The organism is Anaeroglomus insulsum, from assembly GCF_050689095.1.
GTDB classification, from domain to species: domain Bacteria; phylum Planctomycetota; class Phycisphaerae; order Sedimentisphaerales; family Anaerohalosphaeraceae; genus Anaeroglomus; species Anaeroglomus insulsum.
The window spans coordinates 254,129-275,287 of record NZ_JBOGCL010000001.1 but is presented as its reverse complement, the minus strand read 5'-3'; the positions used below and the strand labels follow the sequence as shown (position 1 = coordinate 275,287).

12 protein-coding genes are annotated in these 21,159 nt (G+C 54.0%); 1 reads left to right on the top strand and 11 read right to left on the bottom strand.

Annotation, left to right across the window (positions count from 1 at the left end; all coding sequences use genetic code 11):
• Positions 1-20 precede the first annotated feature (20 nt).
• Both ACQ9LF_RS01140 and ACQ9LF_RS01135 read right to left on the bottom strand, forming a co-directional pair.
• Positions 21-5,555: a glycogen/starch synthase gene (locus ACQ9LF_RS01140; protein WP_462487520.1), complete on the bottom strand. Its 5,535-nt coding sequence runs from the start codon at positions 5,553-5,555 to the stop codon at positions 21-23.
• A gap of 242 nt (positions 5,556-5,797) precedes the next feature.
• The gene (locus ACQ9LF_RS01135; protein WP_462487519.1) at positions 5,798-6,793 is read right to left on the bottom strand and encodes an NAD(P)H-dependent glycerol-3-phosphate dehydrogenase; all 996 of its coding nucleotides are present in this window, start codon (positions 6,791-6,793) and stop codon (positions 5,798-5,800) included.
• 119 nt (positions 6,794-6,912) lie between these two features.
• On the opposite strand from ACQ9LF_RS01135, the gene ACQ9LF_RS01130 reads away from it, so the two are divergent.
• The gene (locus ACQ9LF_RS01130; RefSeq protein ID WP_462487518.1) at positions 6,913-7,596 is read left to right on the top strand and encodes a fused DSP-PTPase phosphatase/NAD kinase-like protein; all 684 of its coding nucleotides are present in this window, start codon (positions 6,913-6,915) and stop codon (positions 7,594-7,596) included.
• 26 nt (positions 7,597-7,622) lie between these two features.
• Here the strand turns inward: ACQ9LF_RS01130 and ACQ9LF_RS01125 are convergent, their stop codons facing one another.
• The 9 genes from ACQ9LF_RS01125 to ACQ9LF_RS01085 all read right to left on the bottom strand — a co-directional run bounded on the left by ACQ9LF_RS01125 (position 7,623) and on the right by ACQ9LF_RS01085 (position 21,075).
• On the bottom strand, positions 7,623-9,341 hold the full coding sequence (locus ACQ9LF_RS01125; protein WP_462487517.1) for a cation:proton antiporter domain-containing protein: 1,719 nt from the start codon (positions 9,339-9,341) through the stop codon (positions 7,623-7,625).
• 71 nt (positions 9,342-9,412) lie between these two features.
• Positions 9,413-10,276 carry an S-methyl-5'-thioadenosine phosphorylase gene (gene mtnP / locus ACQ9LF_RS01120; RefSeq protein WP_462487516.1) on the bottom strand — a complete coding sequence of 288 codons (864 nt, stop codon included), beginning with the start codon at positions 10,274-10,276 and terminating at the stop codon, positions 9,413-9,415.
• A 10-nt stretch (positions 10,277-10,286) separates the two neighbouring features.
• The gene (locus ACQ9LF_RS01115; RefSeq protein WP_462487515.1) at positions 10,287-11,885 is read right to left on the bottom strand and encodes a hypothetical protein; all 1,599 of its coding nucleotides are present in this window, start codon (positions 11,883-11,885) and stop codon (positions 10,287-10,289) included.
• A 12-nt stretch (positions 11,886-11,897) separates the two neighbouring features.
• Positions 11,898-14,135, bottom strand: coding sequence for a PDZ domain-containing protein (locus tag ACQ9LF_RS01110; RefSeq protein ID WP_462487514.1), 2,238 nt, complete (start codon positions 14,133-14,135; stop codon positions 11,898-11,900).
• Positions 14,136-14,167: 32 nt separating this feature from the next.
• Positions 14,168-15,538 (bottom strand): trypsin-like peptidase domain-containing protein, encoded by a 1,371-nt coding sequence (locus ACQ9LF_RS01105; protein ID WP_462487513.1) that lies wholly within the window; start codon positions 15,536-15,538, stop codon positions 14,168-14,170.
• Positions 15,539-15,734: 196 nt separating this feature from the next.
• Entirely contained in the window at positions 15,735-17,606 is a 1,872-nt protein-coding gene (glmS, locus tag ACQ9LF_RS01100) for a glutamine--fructose-6-phosphate transaminase (isomerizing) (protein ID WP_462487512.1), read from the bottom strand.
• A 219-nt stretch (positions 17,607-17,825) separates the two neighbouring features.
• Positions 17,826-19,175, bottom strand: coding sequence for a PP2C family protein-serine/threonine phosphatase (locus ACQ9LF_RS01095; protein ID WP_462487511.1), 1,350 nt, complete (start codon positions 19,173-19,175; stop codon positions 17,826-17,828).
• Between the two features lie 71 nt (positions 19,176-19,246).
• Positions 19,247-19,963 (bottom strand): YggS family pyridoxal phosphate-dependent enzyme, encoded by a 717-nt coding sequence (locus tag ACQ9LF_RS01090; protein WP_462487510.1) that lies wholly within the window; start codon positions 19,961-19,963, stop codon positions 19,247-19,249.
• 23 nt (positions 19,964-19,986) lie between these two features.
• A complete protein-coding gene (locus tag ACQ9LF_RS01085) occupies positions 19,987-21,075 on the bottom strand; it encodes a DNA topoisomerase IV subunit A (protein ID WP_462487509.1) in 1,089 nt (362 codons plus the stop codon).
• Positions 21,076-21,159 lie beyond the last annotated feature (84 nt).

Below are 21,159 nucleotides of genomic sequence, written 5' to 3'. Positions count from 1 at the left end.
CGGGCAGGGGGAAGCGGTGATTACGCCATATTTTCCATGCACCATTCCAGAAGCCGGGTCTGATTTTTGTCCTGAGAATCCATGGCCTGGCGAAGCTGTTTGAGGGCTTCGGACAGGAATGGATTTTTGAGGGTCTGAGCCAGTCTGACCAGTGTTCGTGCTGCTGCACGCCGTACCGAAGCGACATCACAACCCATGGCGGCAATCAAAGAAAGGATGGCCTGTTCGGTTGATAATCCGTATTTGAGCAGTACATCCCCGGTTTCACCGTCTTCGGTGTAAGCGATTTCCTCAATGAGCCGCAGCGCGTCCAGATGGACCGGCAACGCAGTCCCCAGCACCTTGGCGAACATGTCGATATAATCCCGCAAGGGCTTAATCCAGCGATGATCTCGCGTGAATGCATGGAATACCAGGTCGTCGTAATCCAGGGGTTTGGGTTTTCCATCGGCGTCTCGATAGAGTCTGCGTCGTCCGTGATAATAGATTTCCACGGCGTCGAGCATGGCTTCCAGCAGCCCTTCACCGCTGAAGCCGGTAAATTTAATGCCGTTTGCAGGATAGTCCTTGTCCCCGAAATCATTGTCGGAGACGGTATGCTGCAGACCGTCCTGATGATGGGCGATCACAGGGGTTCCGCCGGCGTGGGCTTCCTGCTGACTGATGCCGCAGGGTTCGCCGACTTCGCCGCCGGAGGGCATGACAAAATACTGGCATCCCACGTAGAGATTGCGGTACAGGTCCGGAGTGAGATTGCCTTCGGGATAGTAGGCAAATCGCCCGGCCATGTCCGGACGTGACGCAATTCGCCGCAGATGAGCATCATATCGTCTGCCGTCAGGGCTGTCTTCAACCCGTCCACAGATGACAAACTGAATGCGCGGATTGGACTGGAGAAAATGTTCCAGAACGGTATTGCCGTTCATGTTCCAGGTTTCGTGGCGGACGTAACGGTTTGGGCCGTCAGTATAGACTTTCCAGTCAACCAGCAGTTCAAAGCCTTTTTGTTTGCTGATGCGGTGGAGCATGCCGAAGATGACATGGTCCAGGCTTTCGCTGTCGGGTGTCAGCCGGATATGGGGGTTATTCTGGAGGTCCAGTTTGGCCGTTTTCTTGGCGGCATAATATTTATAAAACAGGCGTCGGCGTGCGGAAGGCTGCCAGGTTTCGACAAGGCTTTTTTTGGTGCCAAACCAGAATCGCTGACGTGCGGCCATATTAAATCCATTGCGTCGGGCAAAGAACATCCCGAGCCGTTCTTTTTCGGCAAATTCCCAGACGTGATCAAACAGCCAGGTTTCTTTGAGCATACGCTCTTTCATTGCCCGGCTGACGGTGCCGATAAAATGAGAGCTTCGCAGCATGGTATGCATCAGATCGATTTGATGACCGTGGGGGCTGTAGCGATTGACGGCCAGATCGTAGTGGAATCGCGGGTCCAGCCCCAGGACATTGCAGTAATAATTGCGTTTGACCGGATTGGCCTCGTTGAGTGTGATTCCGTAGGAAGGATGCGGGTTGTGCATCATGCTGCCGACTTTGGTCTGGGCGAAATGCGGGTCGTCACGGTATTCTTTCCAGGTGGTCATCAAGGCGGCAACCAGCCAGGACGGCCATTCATTGGTCTGGATAATCGAAGGATAATAATTATAGGCCCGCAGGGCTTCCAGAGTGCCCTGTGCCAGGACGCGGGCACGGCGGATTTTGTCTTCGCCGGTCGTGCCGCTGTAGGGGGCGTCCAGATAGGCGGCATTTTCCAGATACAGGACTTCGATACGGGCACGTTTGCCGTGTTTGCGGCGGAGCAGGTTGGCCCGCAGGATGTTGACAATCTCCACTTTTCCCGGTGATGTGGTCTGGGTGGTGTCGTTGAAATCCGGAAACTGGATGGAGAACTGGTGGCCTTCGAATTTCGGGGCAAAATGGGACAGGATCTGTTTGCGGTTTTTCTCGTACAAGGGGGTTACCAGTACGACATGGAAGCCCAGTTCGCTGAGCACATCAGCGATGTCGGTGGTATAGATGCCGACGCCGCCGGAAGCCCCGCTAAAACGCGACTCCGGCGAAACCAGCACGATGGTTCCGATGGCGATGGATTGCAGGATATCGACCGCAGCACGGGTGAGGTCTTTGTCAAATCGGTCTTTTTCATTGACGGCAATCCGCATCAGGCAGTCGATGACTACCTGGCGGACGGAGGGGTTGGCGTCGCTGATTTCCCGCAGCAGCAGGCCGACGGACGCGGCACCGAAATCGTTTTCTTTGATCGACCAGTGAATCAGCAGGCTGAACAGCTCACTGAAACGGTCAAAGTCGGCCCGTTCGGGATGGCAGCATTCCGAAAAGACACGGGCGACATAGCAATGGCGAATGCGATCGGCTCGGCCGTACCGGAAGAATCGCCGGAACGAATCAAAGAGGACTTGTTTTTCCTGGATGGCCTGCTCCTTGGAGACGATTTCAAAGACACTGCTGGAAACCGGCTGGATGACACCGCCGAATCCCAGTTCGAGCAATTCGTGGCCGGACCAGAATTCCTTTTGTCCCCATCGCATTTTGCCTTCAACGTTGTTGTAGCGTTCCCGCATTTCATAGAATTCGCCGAATTCTATGCCTTCGACAGGCTGGCCGGTATCGGCGTTGCGAAGGCGGAAATTGTAGGTGCGGGCCAGGGCCTGCTGGCCGTCGAGCATCGGGTTGGGGAAGTTGAAGACGCACAGCAGTTTTTCTTTCTGGTAGCTGCGGACAAAGGCGGCAATACGGCCATTGCCGGTAGCAATGGGGGTCAGCGTGCCTTTGGTCAGTGCCGGATGTTCATCAGCAAAAGCGAACAGTCCTCGCAGGTAGGTGCCGAAGCCTCGCAGGTAAGGATAATGATTCAGGATATCCTGGCGAGCCAGGTTTTCGTCGTACCAGGGATGGGAAAAGCGGTTGTTGACCCAGTGCTTCCAGCATTCGGTATAAGCCATATCGAATCGGCGGGAGAATGAACCTGCCTCGGGGCCTGGCAATCGGCTGATATGGTACATAATCGGGCCGTAACTGCTGAAGACCAGCAGGGCTGCCGCCGGCCAAATCATGTTTTGGTAATTGCTGGCAGGGGATTCCTCGTCGTGACTGTTGAACAGGGACAGGGTTTGGCCGCCGTAGCGGTGCAGCAGCCGCTGAAGATAGTCGAGATTGTTATTGAGTCCCAGCGGACTGTGGACGGCCTGACCGCTGCGGATATTTTCGAGATTTTTGATGATGGCATTGTAGGGAATGGTTGCCGATTTAATCATGCGGACTTCGTTGGCGTGCCATTGTTCGCTGTAGGCCAGCAGAGCACCGGGAACGGCTTTCTGGACGCGGTAGGCAATATACATCAGAGCAATGTTCGGCTCATTGGTGCCGCGCAGATCAATCGGCTCAAATCCCTTGACGGTCACTTCGCCCAGCAGTTTGGGCATCTGAGCCAGGTCCGGGCGCACGGGGAAAACGGTGTCAAAGCCGTGACCGACATCGATACGAAGTCCAAATCCCATTCGGGTCAGGTCCGTACAGACATCGACCAGATATTCCACATTATCCAGGTCCCGCATATTGACCATGAAGCTGTCCAGCCATTCGTCCCATTCCCCATCCCAGCCGGCCCGACGGGTCAATTTGCCGTCGGGACCTGCAATGTAAACCGGCATGGCATACGGCCAGCTATGCCACGCGCGTGAAAAATGGCTTAGCACACACAGCAGGATTTTCATGCCGAGTTCATCCGCTTTTTGTTTGAGCCGCAGCAGGGCTTCAAGGCCGCCCAGGTCTCGCCGGACGGTGCGGCCGTCCCAGATGGAAAAGACCGACGGGTCCGGGCCGGCTTCTCCAGCCCAGCCCAGTTCCAGAGCTCCCAGCGGATAGATACGGGTGTAACCTTCTTTTTTGATGGAGGCAAGCTGTTCGGCCAGGTCGTCAAAGGTCCCATAGACAAAGGCGCCGGTTTCATCCCGCACAGGACGCATGTTGTCATCCAGTTTAAGGTTAAAGGTATCGGCGTACAGGCTCAGGACACGCTGGCCGCGTTCATCAGCGACGCGTTTGAGCAGGCCGTGGGAATTTTCGTCAAACTTTTCGAACTGCCAGGTTTTGCCGTCATCAAAGGACGTTTGGACGGAGTAATGAATCCATCCGTTTTTGCCGGGAAGGTGGGCTTCGAAGACCAGTTTTTCTCCCGTGCTGGCTTGTTTGTCAAGAACCATTGCCACAGGTTTCTTGCGGTGACCGTTGACTGACCATTGAATCCGGGCCTGAATATGCTTGAGGCTGATACGGGCGGGCTTACTGAAATGGACACGCACCGTCGGAGATTCTCCGCGGAAAAAGCTGCGATTGATGCGGGCAGTCGGGAAAAACGGCGGACGCTCCGTCAGTAAATCTTCCAGAATTTTGCTGATGCGCAGACACACCGACCGGCTGATGCCTTTATTCGGGTGAAACCAGTAATACAGACCCGCATAAAGCAGTCGCAGGGATTCCTGAGGATTTTGTTTGAGGCGGATGCGTCGAACCAGTTCATCGATGGCTGCGTTGACTGTATGGACGTGGTCGGAAATCAGCATACGGGACAGTTCGTCCAGCGCCGGGTCTGCGGCACGGGCTTTGAGGCGTTCAATCCACGGCCTGATAAACGGTCCATGGTCGTGGAAAATCTCGGTGCGGACTCCGTTATATCGGACACTCTGGCAGGCGGCATCGGTACTCATGGCATCGACGAAATGGTCCGGTGCCAGCCGTACGGCCTGCATGAGCTGGTTTTTCAACTCGTACAGAACAACAATGGTTCCGGCATCAAAGAATAGATGTTTAAATCCGGCGGCTAATTTTTTGACAGCGGTCAGATTGAATTTTCGATGCTCGGCATACAGCGTTGCTTCATGTATCACAATCGACCGCAGGTGGGGGCGGCGTTTATCTGAGTCCACCTGCGAGAATTTTAAAAATTCCACTGCAGATGCCGTTGTTCCGAAATAGGTCCAGAATTCCTGAAGGGATGAAATGGTATCCAGCTGAACCAGGACATTTTGCAGATAGCTTAAAGTCGAATCGTCGGCAAATGCATCCAGTTGACGAATGCTGGCTTCCAGAATGACCTTGTGGGCCTTGTAGAATTGCAATGCAGCATGGTGAATGCAGCTGATATGCAAATCGGCATGACACAGATGATACAACACCATCGCCAGGCAGCCGATAAGAAAGGATTCCCGCTGTACTTGCTCTTTGGGGTTGAAGTCCAGCAGCCGGGTATTGAACAGAATTTCGTGCGGCATCAAGGTTGGAGCCATCGGAACCGCCGGGCTGACGCGCAGACGAATTTTACGCGTGTTAAGATGGGCAAAAGCCTGGGGGTTGTATTTTTGTACGGTTTGCCAGGTTAATTCGAGGCACCGGTGCAAAAACAGGGCCTTGTCTCTGCCCAGACCATTCAACACCGCTAAATCGTTCTGAATTTCACATTGCCCCTGCGGGGTAAATGAAAAAACCGCAACTGTATCCAATCCTTTGACCTGCGACTTTTCGGCGCTCATGAATCATCCTCGTCAGGGCATCCCTTTGACCCGCAGACACACAGGCCTTTGATTATTTCTGTACAATATCATTGCAATTTGTCGTGATTTTGTCAAGAGGATTGGTATTGAATCGGGGAAATATACCGAATCAGTTTTGTGTGCTGCGAGGTTGGCCACAGCATGGATCGACCAGGACCATCGCTGTGTCGGTGGCGAACAATGTCGTTGAGCGTCAGAATCACGGGGGCAAAATTGAGGGATTATTCGGCTTTCAGCTGACGACTCATCAAATCGGCCAAGGCCCTATGCACACTCTTGTGACCGTGAATAATGGCATAGACAGCCTCGGTAATCGGCATTTCAACCTGATATTGTCTGGCCAGTCCCAGGACGGATTCGCAGGTTGCCGCACCTTCGACAACACTATGTGTCGCGGCCAGGGCTTCGGCAGCCGATGCCCCTTTGCCGATACGCTCTCCGAAGGAACGGTTTCGGCCTTTAGGTGACACGCAGGTGGTGACCAGGTCGCCAAGGCCCGATAATCCTGCGAACGTTTTCTCTTTGGCCCCCATTGCAATACCGAGCCGTTCAATTTCGGCCAATCCCCGGCTCAGCAGAGCGGCTTTGGCGTTGTCGCCGGCGCCGATGCCGTCGATGATGCCGGCGGCGATCGCAATAACATTTTTCATTGCGCCGGCCAGTTCCACGCCAACCACGTCGTCGTTGGTATAAACGCGGAACATGGAGGTATTAAAGGTATGCTGGATCTGTTTGGCCAGTTTGCCATCTGCGCAAGCGGCTGTTGCGGAGGCTGGTAGTTTGCGAGCCAGCTCGTCGGCAATCGTCGGCCCGGAAAGGACTGCCAGCGGATGGCTATCACTCAAAATTTGCTTTAAAATTTCGGTCGGACGAAGCAGGGTTTTGTTTTCTATCCCTTTGGTGGTGCTGACAATGGGCACTCCGGACGGAAGATGCGGTTTGAGCCGGGTCCAGATACCCCGCATATATTGACAGGGGACCGCGGAAACAATCATTTCCGCATGGGCCAGTGCCTTTGCATCATCCGCTTCGTATTGTAATTCTTTTGGCAACGGATAACCCGGCAGAAATCGGATATTTTCCTGTTTTTCAGCAATCTGGGCAAGCTGCGCAGCATCAAATCCCCACAGGGTTGTCCGGATACCGTTTTCACACAACAGCATCGCACATACACTGCCCATTGCTCCATCGCCAACAATTGTTACGGTTTTAAACATAGCCGGTATTTAATCACCAAATGGATAGAAAATCAAGGATTTACACAGATAATCAAAATGTGTATAATCTGCCTTTTATGAGGTATTATACCGGGTAAAAATAAGCGAGGAAACTGCACGTGCGAAAAAAAGAAATCAAATCACCGTTTAAGCCGCGGCAGCTTGTGCTGGCCTGTGTATTTATTGTACTGGTACTGGCGTTTTATGTTTATTGGTTGTTTCTGAAGCCCATTTCCCCCGATCCGCATTTTGCATCATTACGGATTGCCCATGCCGCCGCCAACCCGAATGGGCCGGAGGTGCAGAAAGCTCTGGCTGCTAATCATGCCGTGCGGTTTGATCTGCCCGGCTGTTCCAATTTGCACAAAGTCAGCGACTCCCTGTATCGTGGTGCCCAGCCGACCAGAGAAGGCTTTGAGAACCTCAAAAAACTGGGTATCAAGACGGTGGTTAATCTGCGGGGCCACCATTCTGATGAGGACCTGCTGGCCGGAACGGGACTGGATTATAAGCCGATTCCGATGGATACCTGGGAGGTGACGCCGGACAAGGTGCTGGCGTTTTTACGCATAGCCGCCGACCCCAATGCGGCACCGGTGTTTGTTCATTGTCAGCATGGCTCTGACCGGACTGGCGTTATGGTCGCAGCATACCGGACGATCATTCAGGAATGGAACCGGGATCGTGCCATTCGTGAAATGACCCACGGCGGATTTGGGTTTCATCCTCTCTGGACAGAACTGCCCGCCATGCTGCGCAAGCTGGATATTGAGGCAATCAAAAAAGAACTTAATGCCGATTAAGCAGAGGGTGTTAAAGAGTCCGGGGATTATTTACGGATAATGACCTGGGGGGTAAATGCGGTATGCAGAATAGCCCAGATTTCATTGGCATTTTCGCACTGCATGATATCCTGTCGAATGTGAGGATTGCTTATCACGCGGGCAATCAAGCCCAGGATTTGTACCTGCACATCGTCATCCGAGGCGGGAGTCAGGATTAAAAAGATCAGCCGGGCCGGCTTGTTGTCGGGCGAATTCCATTCGATCCCCTCCAGGGATCTGCCAAACACAACGATCGGGCTTTTTATTGCGGCAAGCCGTGCATGGGGAATGGCTATCCCTTCTTCCATAGCCGTGCCCATGGTGCTTTCACGCTCAAGCACATGCCGGCAGAGGTCTTCGATATCCAGCGAATCGTCAATGCCTGCTGCCAGGACGCAAAGCTCTTGTATCGCCTGTTCACGCGTTACCGCCTGCATTCGGGGAAGGATGGCCCGATGGAAAAAGTATTCAAGAATGCTGATTTCCCGTCGTTTGCGAAGGGAATACCCCAGCCAGGGCCCGAGGATCACTGACGACGCGACAGCACTGAAAACAATGGCCACAAACATCGGCTCGGTAATAAGCCGGTCTTCCATAGCAAGCATTCCGATCACAATGACCATGGCACCTCCGGGGGTGTGAGCTATGGCAATCGAGTTCAGATTGGATTTGGGCAGGCCGGTGGCAACGGCTCCCAGCCAGGCACCATAATATTTGCCCGCAATCCCCACGACTGTAATCAGCAAAACCAGAAAGACATTAAAACTGCCCAGAAAATCGACTTTCAGGCCAATATTGACAAAAAACAACGGCACGAATATCGCATACACCATTTGCGATATAATCTGACGGACATTTTCAGAAAGGGCCTTACTGCCGCCGGCCATAATTCCGGCAATGAAAAATCCAAACAGGGCATGAATGCCGATCTTCTGGGTGATGGCTCCGCACAAAAGCCCCAGCAGGCAGATGAATGTCAGCGAGATGCCCGGCTGGGGGAGCTGTTTTGTCTTGATTTTGGTCAGGGCGGTATCGGTCAGCGTCCTGCCGAGGGTCAGGCAACAGGCAGCAAAGCCGATCGTGGCAGCTGCAATCAGGATGATATGCAGGGCATTCAGGCCGGTCTGCATGAAAAAGCCGAGGATCAGTGTGAACAAGAGCCATCCAATCAGGTCGTTGACCGACAGTGCCGAGATAATCAGAAATCCCAGGTCGGTTTTGGATAATTTCAAATCGTGCATGGCCCGGGCGGTAATCGGTAAATCACTGATGGTCATGATGGTTGCCATGAACAGGGCGAAGATTATTCTGCGTTCCGGGTCGGCCAGAAAAGCGTCCGGCAGAAAATAACAGGGAATAAAGGCAATAATCATGGGAATAATGACGTCCCACAACGCGATAGCCAGAGCTTTGCCGCGCTGCCGCCAGGCGGAGGAAAAGTCGATCTCAAGGCCGGTTTCCAGCAGGAGGAATAAAACGCCGATCCACGCCACGGTTTCCAGCATATTCTGCTGAACCGGGTCTGTCGGGAAAATCGCATGCTGCCAGCTCGGCAGGAATCGGCCCAGAATAGTTGGCCCCAGCAGAATGCCGACCAGGATTTCAGCGGTCAGGGGCGGCTGCTTCCATTTGCGAAATAATTCTCCCAGCCCCCGGGCCAGGCCCAGCAGCACGAACAACTGAACCAGAAAAATAAAGATGTGGTGTTCGCTGAGATTCTGCATTGTCCTGTATCCCATTCACCAGGTTGAACGGATCCAGCCTGTATATCAACTGTATCGTCGGTCTGAAACCGTTATCGGAATAAAACGGATAATTGGGCTTTGATTTTCGGGTCCATGGCCTTCGGATTGGTCCAGACCGCCATTTCCAGTGTTTTTCGACAGGGGCAGGTGTCATCGCACAGACTGTCGCGGGTGTCCAGCACCGCCTTAATCAGGCTGATGGCGTTGTCGGTGGCGGCATTGAGATTGCCGATAATTTCCTTGAGCAGCAGCTGCTTGTCCGTTTGGCCGTGATGCTCCTGCCAGCAGTCATAATCGCTGACCAGAGCGACAAGGGCATAACACATCTGAGCCTCCCGGGCGAGTTTGGCCTCGGGCATAGCTGTCATCCCGATTAAATCCCCGCCCCATTTCTGATGCATGATGGACTCAGCCCGTGTGGAAAACTGGGGGCCTTCCATACAGACATACGTGCCGGCCGGGTGCACCGTCGTATGGATTTTTTGGGCTGCATCCTGAAGCCGTTTTCGCAGTCGCCCGCAGCAGGGCTGGGCCATCTCGCAGTGGACTGCTCCCAGGGCGTCAAAGAATGTGCTTTGGCGTCGGAAGGTTTTGTCGATGAACTGGTCTACGAGTACCAACTGCCTGGGGGCGTAGTCCTGCCGCAGGGAACCTACCGCAGCGCTGGCAATCAGGGCAGTAACGCCGATTTCTTTGAGGGCGAAGATGTTCGCTGCGTATGGCACGCGCGAGGGATTGAAGCAATGCCCCGGTCCGTGACGATTCAAAAATGCCGCTTGACCGCTGCCCAGTTTGCCGATACGTATCACATCACTGGGACTGCCGAAGGGGGTCTTGACTGTCTCTGTCTGTACGTCGGTAAGCTGATCGATAATAGCCTGCCCCAGTCCGGAGCCGCCGATAATTCCAATCATGGTTTTTTCCTCATATGGATTGACCCGCGGGACTTCCAAAGATGGACAAATCCGGTCTGGCCTGCGGGTCGGACAGATTATAATCCGGGGATTGGGTATGCTGCAATGATTTCAATCGCGGATCAGACAGGTCGAGCCGATACATGATCTGATTGTATTCATATCGGGGAGTCGCCTGTTTTTCATCTCCGGAAAAGGTGGTACAATAAGTTCCTTCCAGATATATCAGCCGGCCGTTATCCTGGTCAAAGTACGGGTGCTGTTTGGGATTATAAAACGAATACTTATTATGGGTGATGATTTTCACAGCGGCAGTCCATGGCCCGACGGGTGTGTCTGCCTCGGCGTACCACACTTCCCCAAGATTTGAGCTGTCGCCGCCGAACTGATTGAAGATCATAATCCATTTTTGCCTCCATCGATTCCAGCAGACCGACCCGCCATGCGGTGTAATCTGTTTTTTGCTGTCGCTGTCCACCATGTGCATGGCCTCATGTTCCTTCCGAAGGGCCTTTTGTGCAGCAGCCCTGGAGCCCAGACGATCGGCCAGTGTGCCGAAGGCGATCCATCGGCTTGAGGGTTGTCCCGCATCCTGTCCCAGTGCGGTCAGGACCTCATACTGATTGGGATCTCCGGCCTTGCTCAGTAAGGCCTCAACGCGCATTCGAACCGCCGCCGGAAAGGGGATCGTAAAATACCAGTAGGAAACGCCGTTGACCAGTACCGGTGTTGCATGGCCGCAGGCATGATAAGGCATCAGCTGTTCCGTGTCCCGCAGGATCGGCTCAAAGCACTGTTTGCTATCGTTAAAAATCCCGATTCCCCGCTCGTGGAATGAACCCAGATCTTTCATTCGGGCAAAGTGACACAGCATCCGCTGTTTGCCCTGGGGATCCTTGACGGTGATGATGCCGTCAATCCAGACCATTCCCGGCCCGTCGAGCGGAAACATCTTTTTACTGAAGCCGGATTCGTCGGCAAAATAGGTCAAGTTGACTCCCTTATCCGGGTCAAGTCCGCCTTTTTCCGGCAGGGTACTGACAGCCCCGGAGGTGGCAAATTGCCCCAGCCCATAGCTGACTCGTGCCGTATCCCCCCAGAACCAGTAGAGTTTGCCCTGATACAGGCAATTGTTGGCCGAATCCTGTCCGCAGACCTGGGCATTCAGCAGCGGCTGGTCAATCGGCACTTCCCGTCCGGCCAGGATGCTGTCCCGGTAAATCCCCTGGCCGGTGATGCGATACAGCCGCTGGGCAATCTGGGTTCGTTTGATCCTGATGATAGCGGTTTTGCCCGGCTGCGTATCCAGGGCGACTCCGCGCATTCCAAAACCATCGGCGGCAAATTCATAGCCTGGGCTTTCGACGAAGAAAAAGACCTTTTGTCCCATCAGGCCGGGTTCATAAAATGCCGCCATGCCGCCGCTGTCGGTATAAAGCCGAATCATGCTGGTTGTGCGAAGCTCCACCAGCGGCACACCCCGGCCGGTTTGCTCCTCCACGACATGGATGAAAAAATAATCCGAAGCAGCCGCCCGGCAGACCGAGGCAGGGGAGCACAGCATCACTGCGACCAGACATAGTGCGGTGTATCTGACGGGGTTCATCATTGACCTCTTTTTTTAGAATGCTTTCTCGTGCTGGGGTGCCGGGGTTGTTTCCGTTTCCGGCTGAACTGCTTTGGCAGCATCTGTTTTTTCAGTTGGGGCCGCAGCGTCCAGCTTCAGGTTGACAATCCGTCCCCTGGTCATCCGTTTGACCGACAGCTTCAGCTCGCCGCCGGACTGAATCATCTTCTCAAAGGCTTCCACATCCGCCACCGGCGCATCGTTGATATGGGTAATAATCTCAAACGGCTTGATTCCGCCGACGCTGGCTTTGCTGCCCGGTTCAATCTTGGATACGATAACGCCCGGGTCATCCGGGGTCAGGCGGAAGTACCGTCGAACTTCATAGGTCAGGTTGCGCACGGTCAGGCCCATGGCCTCAGACTTGAAGCGGTTGGCCGAGTTATAATGGGAGGGGCTTTCGGTAATCACCATCTCCTTCATTAACACTTGGCCTTGGCGGAAAATCTCGGCCTGAAAATGCGTTCCGAATCCAAAATCCGTCAGGGAGCGAATCACGGAATTTTCCGCGTCGGCCCAGGGGGTTGGCAGCTGGTCGTAATAGTCTTCCGACAGGTCGCTGAGCTGCTCCCAGGGGAACATTTCCCCGAAACCGCGGTCGTAATCGTCGAGGGCCACTTCCAGCGGGCGGGGCTGTTTGTCGATATGCAGACGAAGCAGAATATCGCCCACCTCCAGCCCGGCCTGGGAAGCCGGGGAGTTGTCGTAAACATACGAAATCATTGCCCCGATTTCGCCGTCGCGGGTCAAGGCGGATACCTGGTTAATCCGGGCCAGTTCCGCATCCAGCGGCTGCATTTCCACTCCCAGCCAGGCGATACGATTTTCGTCGGATTCCGCCAGCGGCACATTGGTCGCATCGAAGCTGGACGCCTGAGCCTTCATAACCGGCCCAAGATAACAGACCGCAGTGAGGGTCTGATTATACTCCGACATCCAGCGGTCTTCCTCGGACATGATTTTCTCTCGTCGGGACAGCGGCAGGGCGACCAGGCGTCCCTCCAGATCGAATAAATAGCGATTGTTGACCGCCCCGAGCAATTCCGGCTGAAGCTGCCGCCGCCACCCCAGCGCAAAGGAGGCGATTCGATATTGCTGAACATATACGGTTTTATTTTGCCCCTGAATCCGAACCTCAGCCCCCAACAGCAGTTTCTGGTCGTATGCCATGATGGGGTGGGGTGACAGGGCTGTCTGGACATTATGCAGCGGGCGATCAAGGCTGATTATCAGTCCGCCATAATCAGCCAGCGAACCTTCAAATCGGCCTTCCACCGGCAGACTTTTATGGGGATAAACCACGACCCGTTCCAGCCGCGCAGTCTGCTTGGGCGGCAATTTAGCTAAAATCAGGATATGGTTGGGGTCGATTAAAAGCCCGGCTTTGTTCATTTCCGTGGCGCTGCTGTCTTCTTCGCTAAAGCCGTATCCCCGGTAATTATCTTCGGTGTTCCGTGGGCTGCGGAAGTTCAGTTGAACGCGAAGGATTTCCCGGCTGATTTTACTCTCAAAGTCGGTTAGTTTTCGAGTCAATTCCTCCGCCGAAATCGCCGGCCAGTCCAGCGGCGACTGCTGCCAGGAGCCATCGACCGGCAGGGCCTGACCCATGCAAACCGCTGCGGCAATGCCGTTGGGGTCCAGAATCAGGCCAGTCGTCGTTGCTGCGATATAGGAAAATCCATCTTCCCGCAAAGTGGGCACTTCCTGCATCTTTTCGATGCTGATGCTCCATTGGCCGTTTTGCTCGGAATAGGATGCCACCTTGAAGGCCTTGGCGCTGCTTTTGGCAAATACTATTGGGCGGGCCTTCTGCAGAGGGCTGTCCAGCTGCAGGATGACGGCACTTTGTTCGAGAGGGTAGGCCGCCGGCCTGGCATCGATCAATTCATCCTGAAAACGAATACGGATTTTTTCCACAAAGCGGGGATGAACCATAATATCCGGCGTAATGACCTTGTCTGCCGACAGCACAAAGCCTGCCACTTCCAGCGGACGCTCCTGGCGAATCAACTGGCTGGCGTCGCCATAGCCGTGAATCTGGCCGCAGGAAGGACATCGCTGTCCCCAGCCGGCCACTTCCGGAGCTTCACCCTTGTCAAATCGCAGAGTATATTCCACCCGCACCAGCGAGGGTCGAACCTGTTGAATGATATCCGAATCCGACACAGCGGCTGCTGCCAAACCCTGCAGTCCCACCGTCAGAATGAATCCATAGATTATGACCTGTTTCATAGAAGCCCTTTCCTGGGTAAAAGAGTATCAAATCAATGTTTTTCGTAATCCCGTGAAAACTCCAGCACGGCCTGCTGCATCAGGCCGTTGCGCAGCACCGTGAAGACGCAGCGATTTTTCTGCTGGACGGCGGCAATGGCCTCCGCGTGAATGGCCCGGACATCATCCAGGGTCTTGACGTCCCGCCCGTCGATTTTCAGGATAATATCCTGCTGCCGCAGGTTGGAATTGGACGCATTGCCCGGATACTTGATGCCGAAGATAAAGACCCCTTCCTTGCGATAATAATACAGGTCAGGATTTTCAAATTGGTTGATGGCCTTGACCGTGAAATCCCAGCGCGGGCAATCCAGTTCGTCGCCCTGAACCTTGCCCTTTTCCGTCGGAATCAGCTGGACTTTGATCGTTTCCTGATTACGTACCAGTTCAATCTCGACAGCCTTTTCCTTTTCCAGCAGCCCCAGCGTGCGCCGCAGCACAGGCAGGTCTTCTTCCGTCATTGCTGTGACAGGCTTGCCATCAATACGAACAATTCGATCACGGGCTGCAATTCCGGCCCTGCGAGCCGGACTGTCCGGGTCGGTCTCGGCAACAATAACGCCCTCAGTGGCATCAAAGTAAATATTACGGTTAAAATCCCGGAGCGGCTGAAGCTGCAGACCCAGCCAGCTCCAGTTGACCTTGCCGAATTGACGAAACTGCGGCACGACATGCTGGATGGTCTCGCTGGGGACAGCAAATCCCAAATCACCGCCTATCAGTCGGGCCAGTGTGTTAATGCCCACAATTTCGCCTTTGGTATTGACTAAGGGACCGCCGGAATTACCCGGACTGATCGACGCATCCGTCTGCAGCCACAGGCTGTATTCCCCTTCGGGCAGATACCGATGGGTACAGGAAATAATCCCGATGGATACACTGCGGGACAATCCCCACGGTGCCCCCATCGCCATCACAAAATCGCCCTCCTTGAGGACTGTCGAATCCCCCAGCTTCGCCGTCGGCAGGGCAGTGGTGTCGTTTTTGCGTTCCAGTTTCAGCAGGGCCAGGTCGGTGTCTTTGTCCGACCCGATGACAGTCGCATAATAGGATTTACCGCTGTACAGCAGACACCGGATTTCGACGGCCTTGTCCACGACATGCCAGTTAGTCAGAATCTCGCCTTCCGGGGAGATAATCGTACCGCTGCCGGCCACTTCCTGGGTGATTTTCTTGCCGCTTTCGTGATTTTCGCTGAGGCACTTGATATACACCACCGCCGGAAAGACCTTATCCTTGGCCGCCTGAACGATCTCGCGAAAATCCAGTGATATCTGGTCCTGGGCAACTTGTCCTGCCCCCGGCTGGCTGAGCATGATGCCCCCCAGCACAATACAGGACCAGATCTTGAATCGTTGACCCATCACAACGCTCCTTTCTGAGTCTCTGGTTTTCCAATCTGAAAATTCCATGATGCATGTATGGGATTCTGATAACCACTGTACTGTATTATAGCATCCAGATGGATGATGGCAAGCCGAGAATCTGATGTTCTGTCAATAAAAAAAGAGACACGACTCGCTCAGAAATCGTGTCTCCTTTGGAATGTGCAGAAAGAATTTATTCGACCGTCACACTCTTGGCCAGATTGCGGGGCTTGTCCACATCATAGCCCTTGAGCACCGCGGCATGGTAGGCCAGCAGCTGCAGCGGCACCACCGTGACCATCGGCTGCAGCGGTTCGCAGACATCGGGCACATAAATCAAATGATCCGCAAAGGCGCGGATATGTTCATCGCCTTCGGTGGCCACGACAATGGTCTTGCCGCCGCGGGCACGAACTTCCTGAATATTGCCCAGAATCTTTTCATATTGGGAGCAGCGAGTCGCGATAAACACCGCCGGCATCTGGTCGGTGATCAGGGCTATCGGCCCGTGTTTCATCTCTGCCGCAGGCAGGCCTTCGGCGTGAATATAGCTGATTTCCTTAAGCTTCAGCGCCCCCTCCAGTGCCACCGGGTAATTAAATCCGCGTCCCAGGAACAGCCAGTTGGGTTTATCGATATTGGCCGCCGCAATCTGCTTGATATACTCGGATTGTGACATAATCGACGCCACTTTGTCGGGAATCAAAACCAGGTCATTGAGCAATTGCTGGGCCGCATCGCAGCTCAAATGACGCCGGCGTCCCAGTTCAATCGCCAGCATGGCCAGAACCGCGACCTGAGCGGTAAACGCCTTGGTGCTGGCTACGCCGATTTCCGGCCCCACACGCAGATACACCCCTGCGTCGGTAGTGCGGGCAATGGTGGAGCCGACGACATTGACAATTCCCAGTGCCAGCGAGCCGCGTTCCTTGGCCAGTTCAATGGCCGCCAGCGTGTCGGCGGTTTCGCCGGACTGACTGATGGCAATGACCACAGTGCCCTCTTCCAGGATTGGATTGCGATAGCGAAATTCGCTGGCGTATTCCACTTCCACGGGAATCCTCGCCAGTTGCTCCAGCAGAAACTCCCCCACAATTCCCGCATGCCACGCCGTCCCGCAGGCGGTCACAATAAAGCGTTTGGCTCGGGTTAGTTCGCGGAAATAATTCTGCAATCCGCCCAGAATCACCCGCCCGTTTTTCAGATCAATACGACCGCCTAAGCAGGTTTCAATTGCCTTGGGCTGCTCGGCAATTTCCTTCTGCATGTAGTGGTCAAAACCTTCCAATTCAATCTGATCCAGCGAAATCTCAATTTCCTTGAGTTCTTTCTGGACCTGCTGATTACTGATAGTCTTGGTATAAAAGCCGTTATCGCCGACAGTCACCATCTCGCCGTCGGACAGGTAAATGGCCTGGGTGGTATGCTCGACAATTGCCGCAGCGTCCGAGGCAATAAGATATTCGTTTTCGCCGACACCCAGAATCAGCGGACTCCCCTTTTTGACGCCGATCATCATATCCGGACAATCCGAACATAAAATCGCAAGCCCGTAAGTGCCATGGACTTCATTGAGTGCCTGCTGGACTGCCCATTCAAACCGATGGCAGTTCTGGGGGGCCTGTTTGCCATCTTTGGTTTTCTGATTGGCGTAAAAATACCCGATCAGGTTGGCCAGGACTTCCGTATCGGTTTCACTCTGGAAGGTGCATCCTTCTTTTTGCAGCCACTTTTTCAGCGTGGCATAATTTTCGATAATCCCGTTATGCACCAGGCAAATCTTGCCGGTGTAATCGACGTGCGGATGGGCGTTTACGGTATTGGGTTTGCCGTGGGTAGCCCAGCGGGTATGCCCGATACCGATGCTGGCCGTGTTGGCAGGACGGGGCAGCAATTCCTCCAGGGCGCTGATCCGGCCGCTGGTCTTGAAGATCTGAAACGAATGATCCTCTTCGACAAGGCAGATGCCTGCGGAGTCGTAACCTCTGTATTCAAGACGTTTGAGCCCTTCAATCAAAATGGGTTGTGCTGTTTTCTGGCCAAAATACGCAACAATTCCACACATAATGCGTCCTTTATCAATAGAATAGTACCTTATTTAGTGCGGCTGAAGTATTATCGGTAAATTGCGATGGCCTGTAAAGTTAAATTCTGACGCCTCCAAATCATCAGCAAAAAGAGAGTTATCCACCACAACTGCAAACCAGTCAGGTCCGATAATGACAAATAACAGGGGCCAATTGATCCGCCTGTTTTGGTTCTTGTGCCCAAACGGCAGGTTAAATTAGAGAATTTCGACGGCCAGGAGGGTGATATCATCGACTTCGGCCCCGCTGCGGCGCCAACGCGTGATGGTATTTTCTAAGGTAGACATCATCGACATCACAGGGCTGTCGCACAGATTCAAAAACAGCTCGGTGAATCGGAATGTGCCGCTGTGATCTACTTCGCCTATCAGCGGTTCCACGCCGTCGGAGTAAAGCAGTATTTTGTCGCCGGACTGAACCGGAACCAGCACCTCTTCGAATTCCATCTCGTCAAAGACGCCCAACAGACCCCCGCGGCTATGCAATTGCTGTGGCGTCTGGCCCGGACGCAGCAGGAGCGGATAGGGATGGCCGGCGCGGGCGAATGACAGTTCCATGGTATCCGTATTCAGCTGGCAGCAGCAGGCAGTGGCGAACAGGCAACCCTTGAGTTGCTGCTGAATCATCTGCCGGTTGAGATGGTTCAAAACCTCACGGGGGCGGAAAATATGATACTGATTGCCGTGTGTTTCACGCAGTACGGTGGTATGTTTGAGAAACATTGTCAACAGAGCCGCGGGCACCGAGTGGCCTACCGCGTCGGCGATGTAAAAGCCGATGTGAGTCTCATCGAGGCGGACAGCGTCGAAGATATCGCCTGAGACCCACTCTGCGGGATAATAAATGTGGGCAAAGCGAACCCGGTTGGTAGCTGGCAGTGTCTGGGGCAGAAAATTCCGCTGGATGGCACCGGCGATTTTGAGCTGCTCCTGAAGCTGACGCTGCTGTTCTTCCTGCTGGGGAATTTCGGCCAGAGCCGCGGCGAAGCACATTGCCGATTCAATGCGAGCCCAGATTTCTTCGATGGACGAACTGCGAATTCTGGAGGCCAGGCGAAAACGACTGAATTCCATCGATACCGGCCAGTTGAGCAGAATGACCGGGATGTTGGCCTGGTCCAGCCGGCGAATCTTGTCGTCAAGCTGTTTCCAGTTGATGAGGTGGACATCACCGGCATCCAGCAGAACTGCACCCGGTTTGAAGGTCTCGGGCTGAGCGTTAAAAAAGCCGTTCAGGTCAATCAAGCGTCCGGACCATTGACGTGCGGAAAGACGTGTGCGAACCGTATCGGTCAGGTTTAGACGATCAGAGACAAATGTCAGGGTCGGGGCATGGCCGGAGGCGATGATCCCTGTGTCTGTCGGAGGTAGTTCTGCCATTGTGTATCGAACCCGTATATTGTACCGCCACAAAGACTGCAACGAATCCTTCGTGTTGCCTTGGGCGGATTCATCGTATCCCAAATCATAATCATGCCCGATAGCCGATTTGCTTGCCGGGGATGATTCTTTTAATGCATCGGCCCAAAGCCAGGGGAACTTAATCATAAAAAAGGTCCATAGTGCAAGATTATGACAGGTTATAGGACGCAAGCAGTAAAAACCTCAGAATCCGCAAATCAGGCGAAGATGGCAGAGCCGATCCGGACCATCGTGGCGCCCATTTCGATGGCGATTTCGTAATCCTGGCTCATGCCCATGCTCAGGTGGCGGAATTTGGAGCCGGCCACTTTTTCGGTGCGAATCTCCTCGAACAATTCGCGAGCCCGAGCGAAGCAGCCTCGGACGATGTCTTTGTCCATGGTCAGCGGTGCCATGGTCATCAGGCCTTCCAGGCGGAGATGGGGCATGGACTGAATCTGTTCGACCAGATGCAGGGCCGCACCGACAGGAACACCGTATTTTTGCGGCTCGCCGGAACAGTTGACCTGCAGCAGAACGGGAGCATGGATAGCCATCCTGGCAGCGGCAGTGTCGATTTCTTCGGCCAGACGCAGCGTGTCGACAGAATGAATCAGTGAACAGACTTGCAGGGTGGCTTTGACCTTGTTGCGCTGGAGGTGTCCGATCATGTGCCAGCGGATCCGTGACGCCATATCGGCCTGGCCGCTTGCACCCAGTGACTGACTGACCTGGTCGGCGATCTGCTTGAGGTGCTGAACGCGGTTTTCTCCCAGTTCCGTGAAGCCGGCCCGCACGACCTCCAGAATCTGTTCAGGCGCAGCCGTTTTGGTGACGACAATCAGACGTACGCTGTCGGGCTTGCGCCCGGCTTTGACGCTGGCGGCAACAATGGAATCCTGAATCTGTTTGAGTCGGTCGGCAATCTGGCTCATTGCGATATCCTGACACAGGACAATCAGGGTAAAAACTTCGACGGATTTTTCAGCTTGGACGGAAGGTATTCAGTGACGACGTATTCCAGACCGTGCTTGGCGAATGCCTGCTGTTCGACACGAACGCCCATATTCAGCATTTGGTTTATCGCTGCCTGCCAGGGTTTGTAGTGTTTGACGAAGGGGTCGTTTTTCAGGGCGTCCTTGGCCCGCTTGATATCCACATCCTTGAGAGGATGGGTCGGCAGCTGGTAATCGATGACATCCTGCGGTGTGACGCCCAGGAAGGTGGCTTGCGGCACACAGAAGTATTCGTTGAGGTGAGCCGCATTCCCGGAGCCGACTTTCAGGGTGCGGTAGATGTTGAAGTAACCGTACGGATCGCCATCGACAAACGCATACACCGGAATTCTGAGTTTGTCGGCAAGTCTGCGGATAAACCGGCGGCATGCCCGAGTCGGAACGCCGCCCATGCTGATCAGGATACAGTTGGTTTTCTTCCAGTAGTCGTATTTAACCAGCCGCTGAAACGCACCTGCGGTCTCAATGGCCAGAATGAACTTGGCATCGGATTCAAAATCGAGCTCTTCGACATCGGTGGGAATCGAGTAGGCCCCGGAACCAAACTTGGTGCAGTCAATTTTGAGTTTCTTGCCGGAGGCGTCTTTGTCGAAGACAAAAAGCTTGCCGGCCACGTCGCCGCCTTTTTCTTCCGGGACAAATTTTAACTGCTCGCGGTTGACGCCGAACATGGCCTCGATATCATCCATGATGGTATCGGATTCAGGCTGCTCGGCAAAGGCTGCCTTGCCCCAGTTTTTCGAGATGTAGTAGGCCTCTCTTTTGGTGGCCATATCGTTTTTTTCAATCAGCTCTTTGCTCAGAGCCATCATCTTGAGTGTCTGGGCAAAAGTCTTTACCGTGGATACCGTCAGGGTCCTGTTTTTGATTTTATCCTGAATCTGGAAGTGCCCTTTTTTCTCGAGGTATTTGACGTTGGCCAGCGAACGCACAGGGGTACTCATCGTCGGTTTCTGATTGGCCATGATTTTGTCATAGACCCCGCGTGCATTCTTTTGAATATCGTCAACGACATTATGTTTCTTTGCCATATTATATGTCTCGTGTTAATTCGCGTCCTGAGGCGATGTCCTTTGTTTATCCTCTCAGGCCTCTTTGTGCCTGATACATCCTGT

What these genes read in the sequence shown, in the direction of transcription:
- ACQ9LF_RS01140 (WP_462487520.1), bottom strand. Translation starts at nt 5,555, where the DNA reads ATGAGCGCCGAAAAGTCGCAGGTCAAAGGATTGGATACAGTTGCGGTT.
- ACQ9LF_RS01135 (WP_462487519.1), bottom strand. Translation starts at nt 6,793, where the DNA reads ATGTTTAAAACCGTAACAATTGTTGGCGATGGAGCAATGGGCAGTGTA.
- ACQ9LF_RS01125 (WP_462487517.1), bottom strand. Translation starts at nt 9,341, where the DNA reads ATGCAGAATCTCAGCGAACACCACATCTTTATTTTTCTGGTTCAGTTG.
- mtnP (WP_462487516.1), bottom strand. Translation starts at nt 10,276, where the DNA reads ATGATTGGAATTATCGGCGGCTCCGGACTGGGGCAGGCTATTATCGAT.
- ACQ9LF_RS01115 (WP_462487515.1), bottom strand. Translation starts at nt 11,885, where the DNA reads ATGATGAACCCCGTCAGATACACCGCACTATGTCTGGTCGCAGTGATG.
- ACQ9LF_RS01110 (WP_462487514.1), bottom strand. Translation starts at nt 14,135, where the DNA reads ATGAAACAGGTCATAATCTATGGATTCATTCTGACGGTGGGACTGCAG.
- ACQ9LF_RS01105 (WP_462487513.1), bottom strand. Translation starts at nt 15,538, where the DNA reads ATGGGTCAACGATTCAAGATCTGGTCCTGTATTGTGCTGGGGGGCATC.
- glmS (WP_462487512.1), bottom strand. Translation starts at nt 17,606, where the DNA reads ATGTGTGGAATTGTTGCGTATTTTGGCCAGAAAACAGCACAACCCATT.
- ACQ9LF_RS01095 (WP_462487511.1), bottom strand. Translation starts at nt 19,175, where the DNA reads ATGATTAAGTTCCCCTGGCTTTGGGCCGATGCATTAAAAGAATCATCC.
- ACQ9LF_RS01090 (WP_462487510.1), bottom strand. Translation starts at nt 19,963, where the DNA reads ATGAGCCAGATTGCCGACCGACTCAAACAGATTCAGGATTCCATTGTT.
- ACQ9LF_RS01085 (WP_462487509.1), bottom strand. Translation starts at nt 21,075, where the DNA reads ATGGCAAAGAAACATAATGTCGTTGACGATATTCAAAAGAATGCACGC.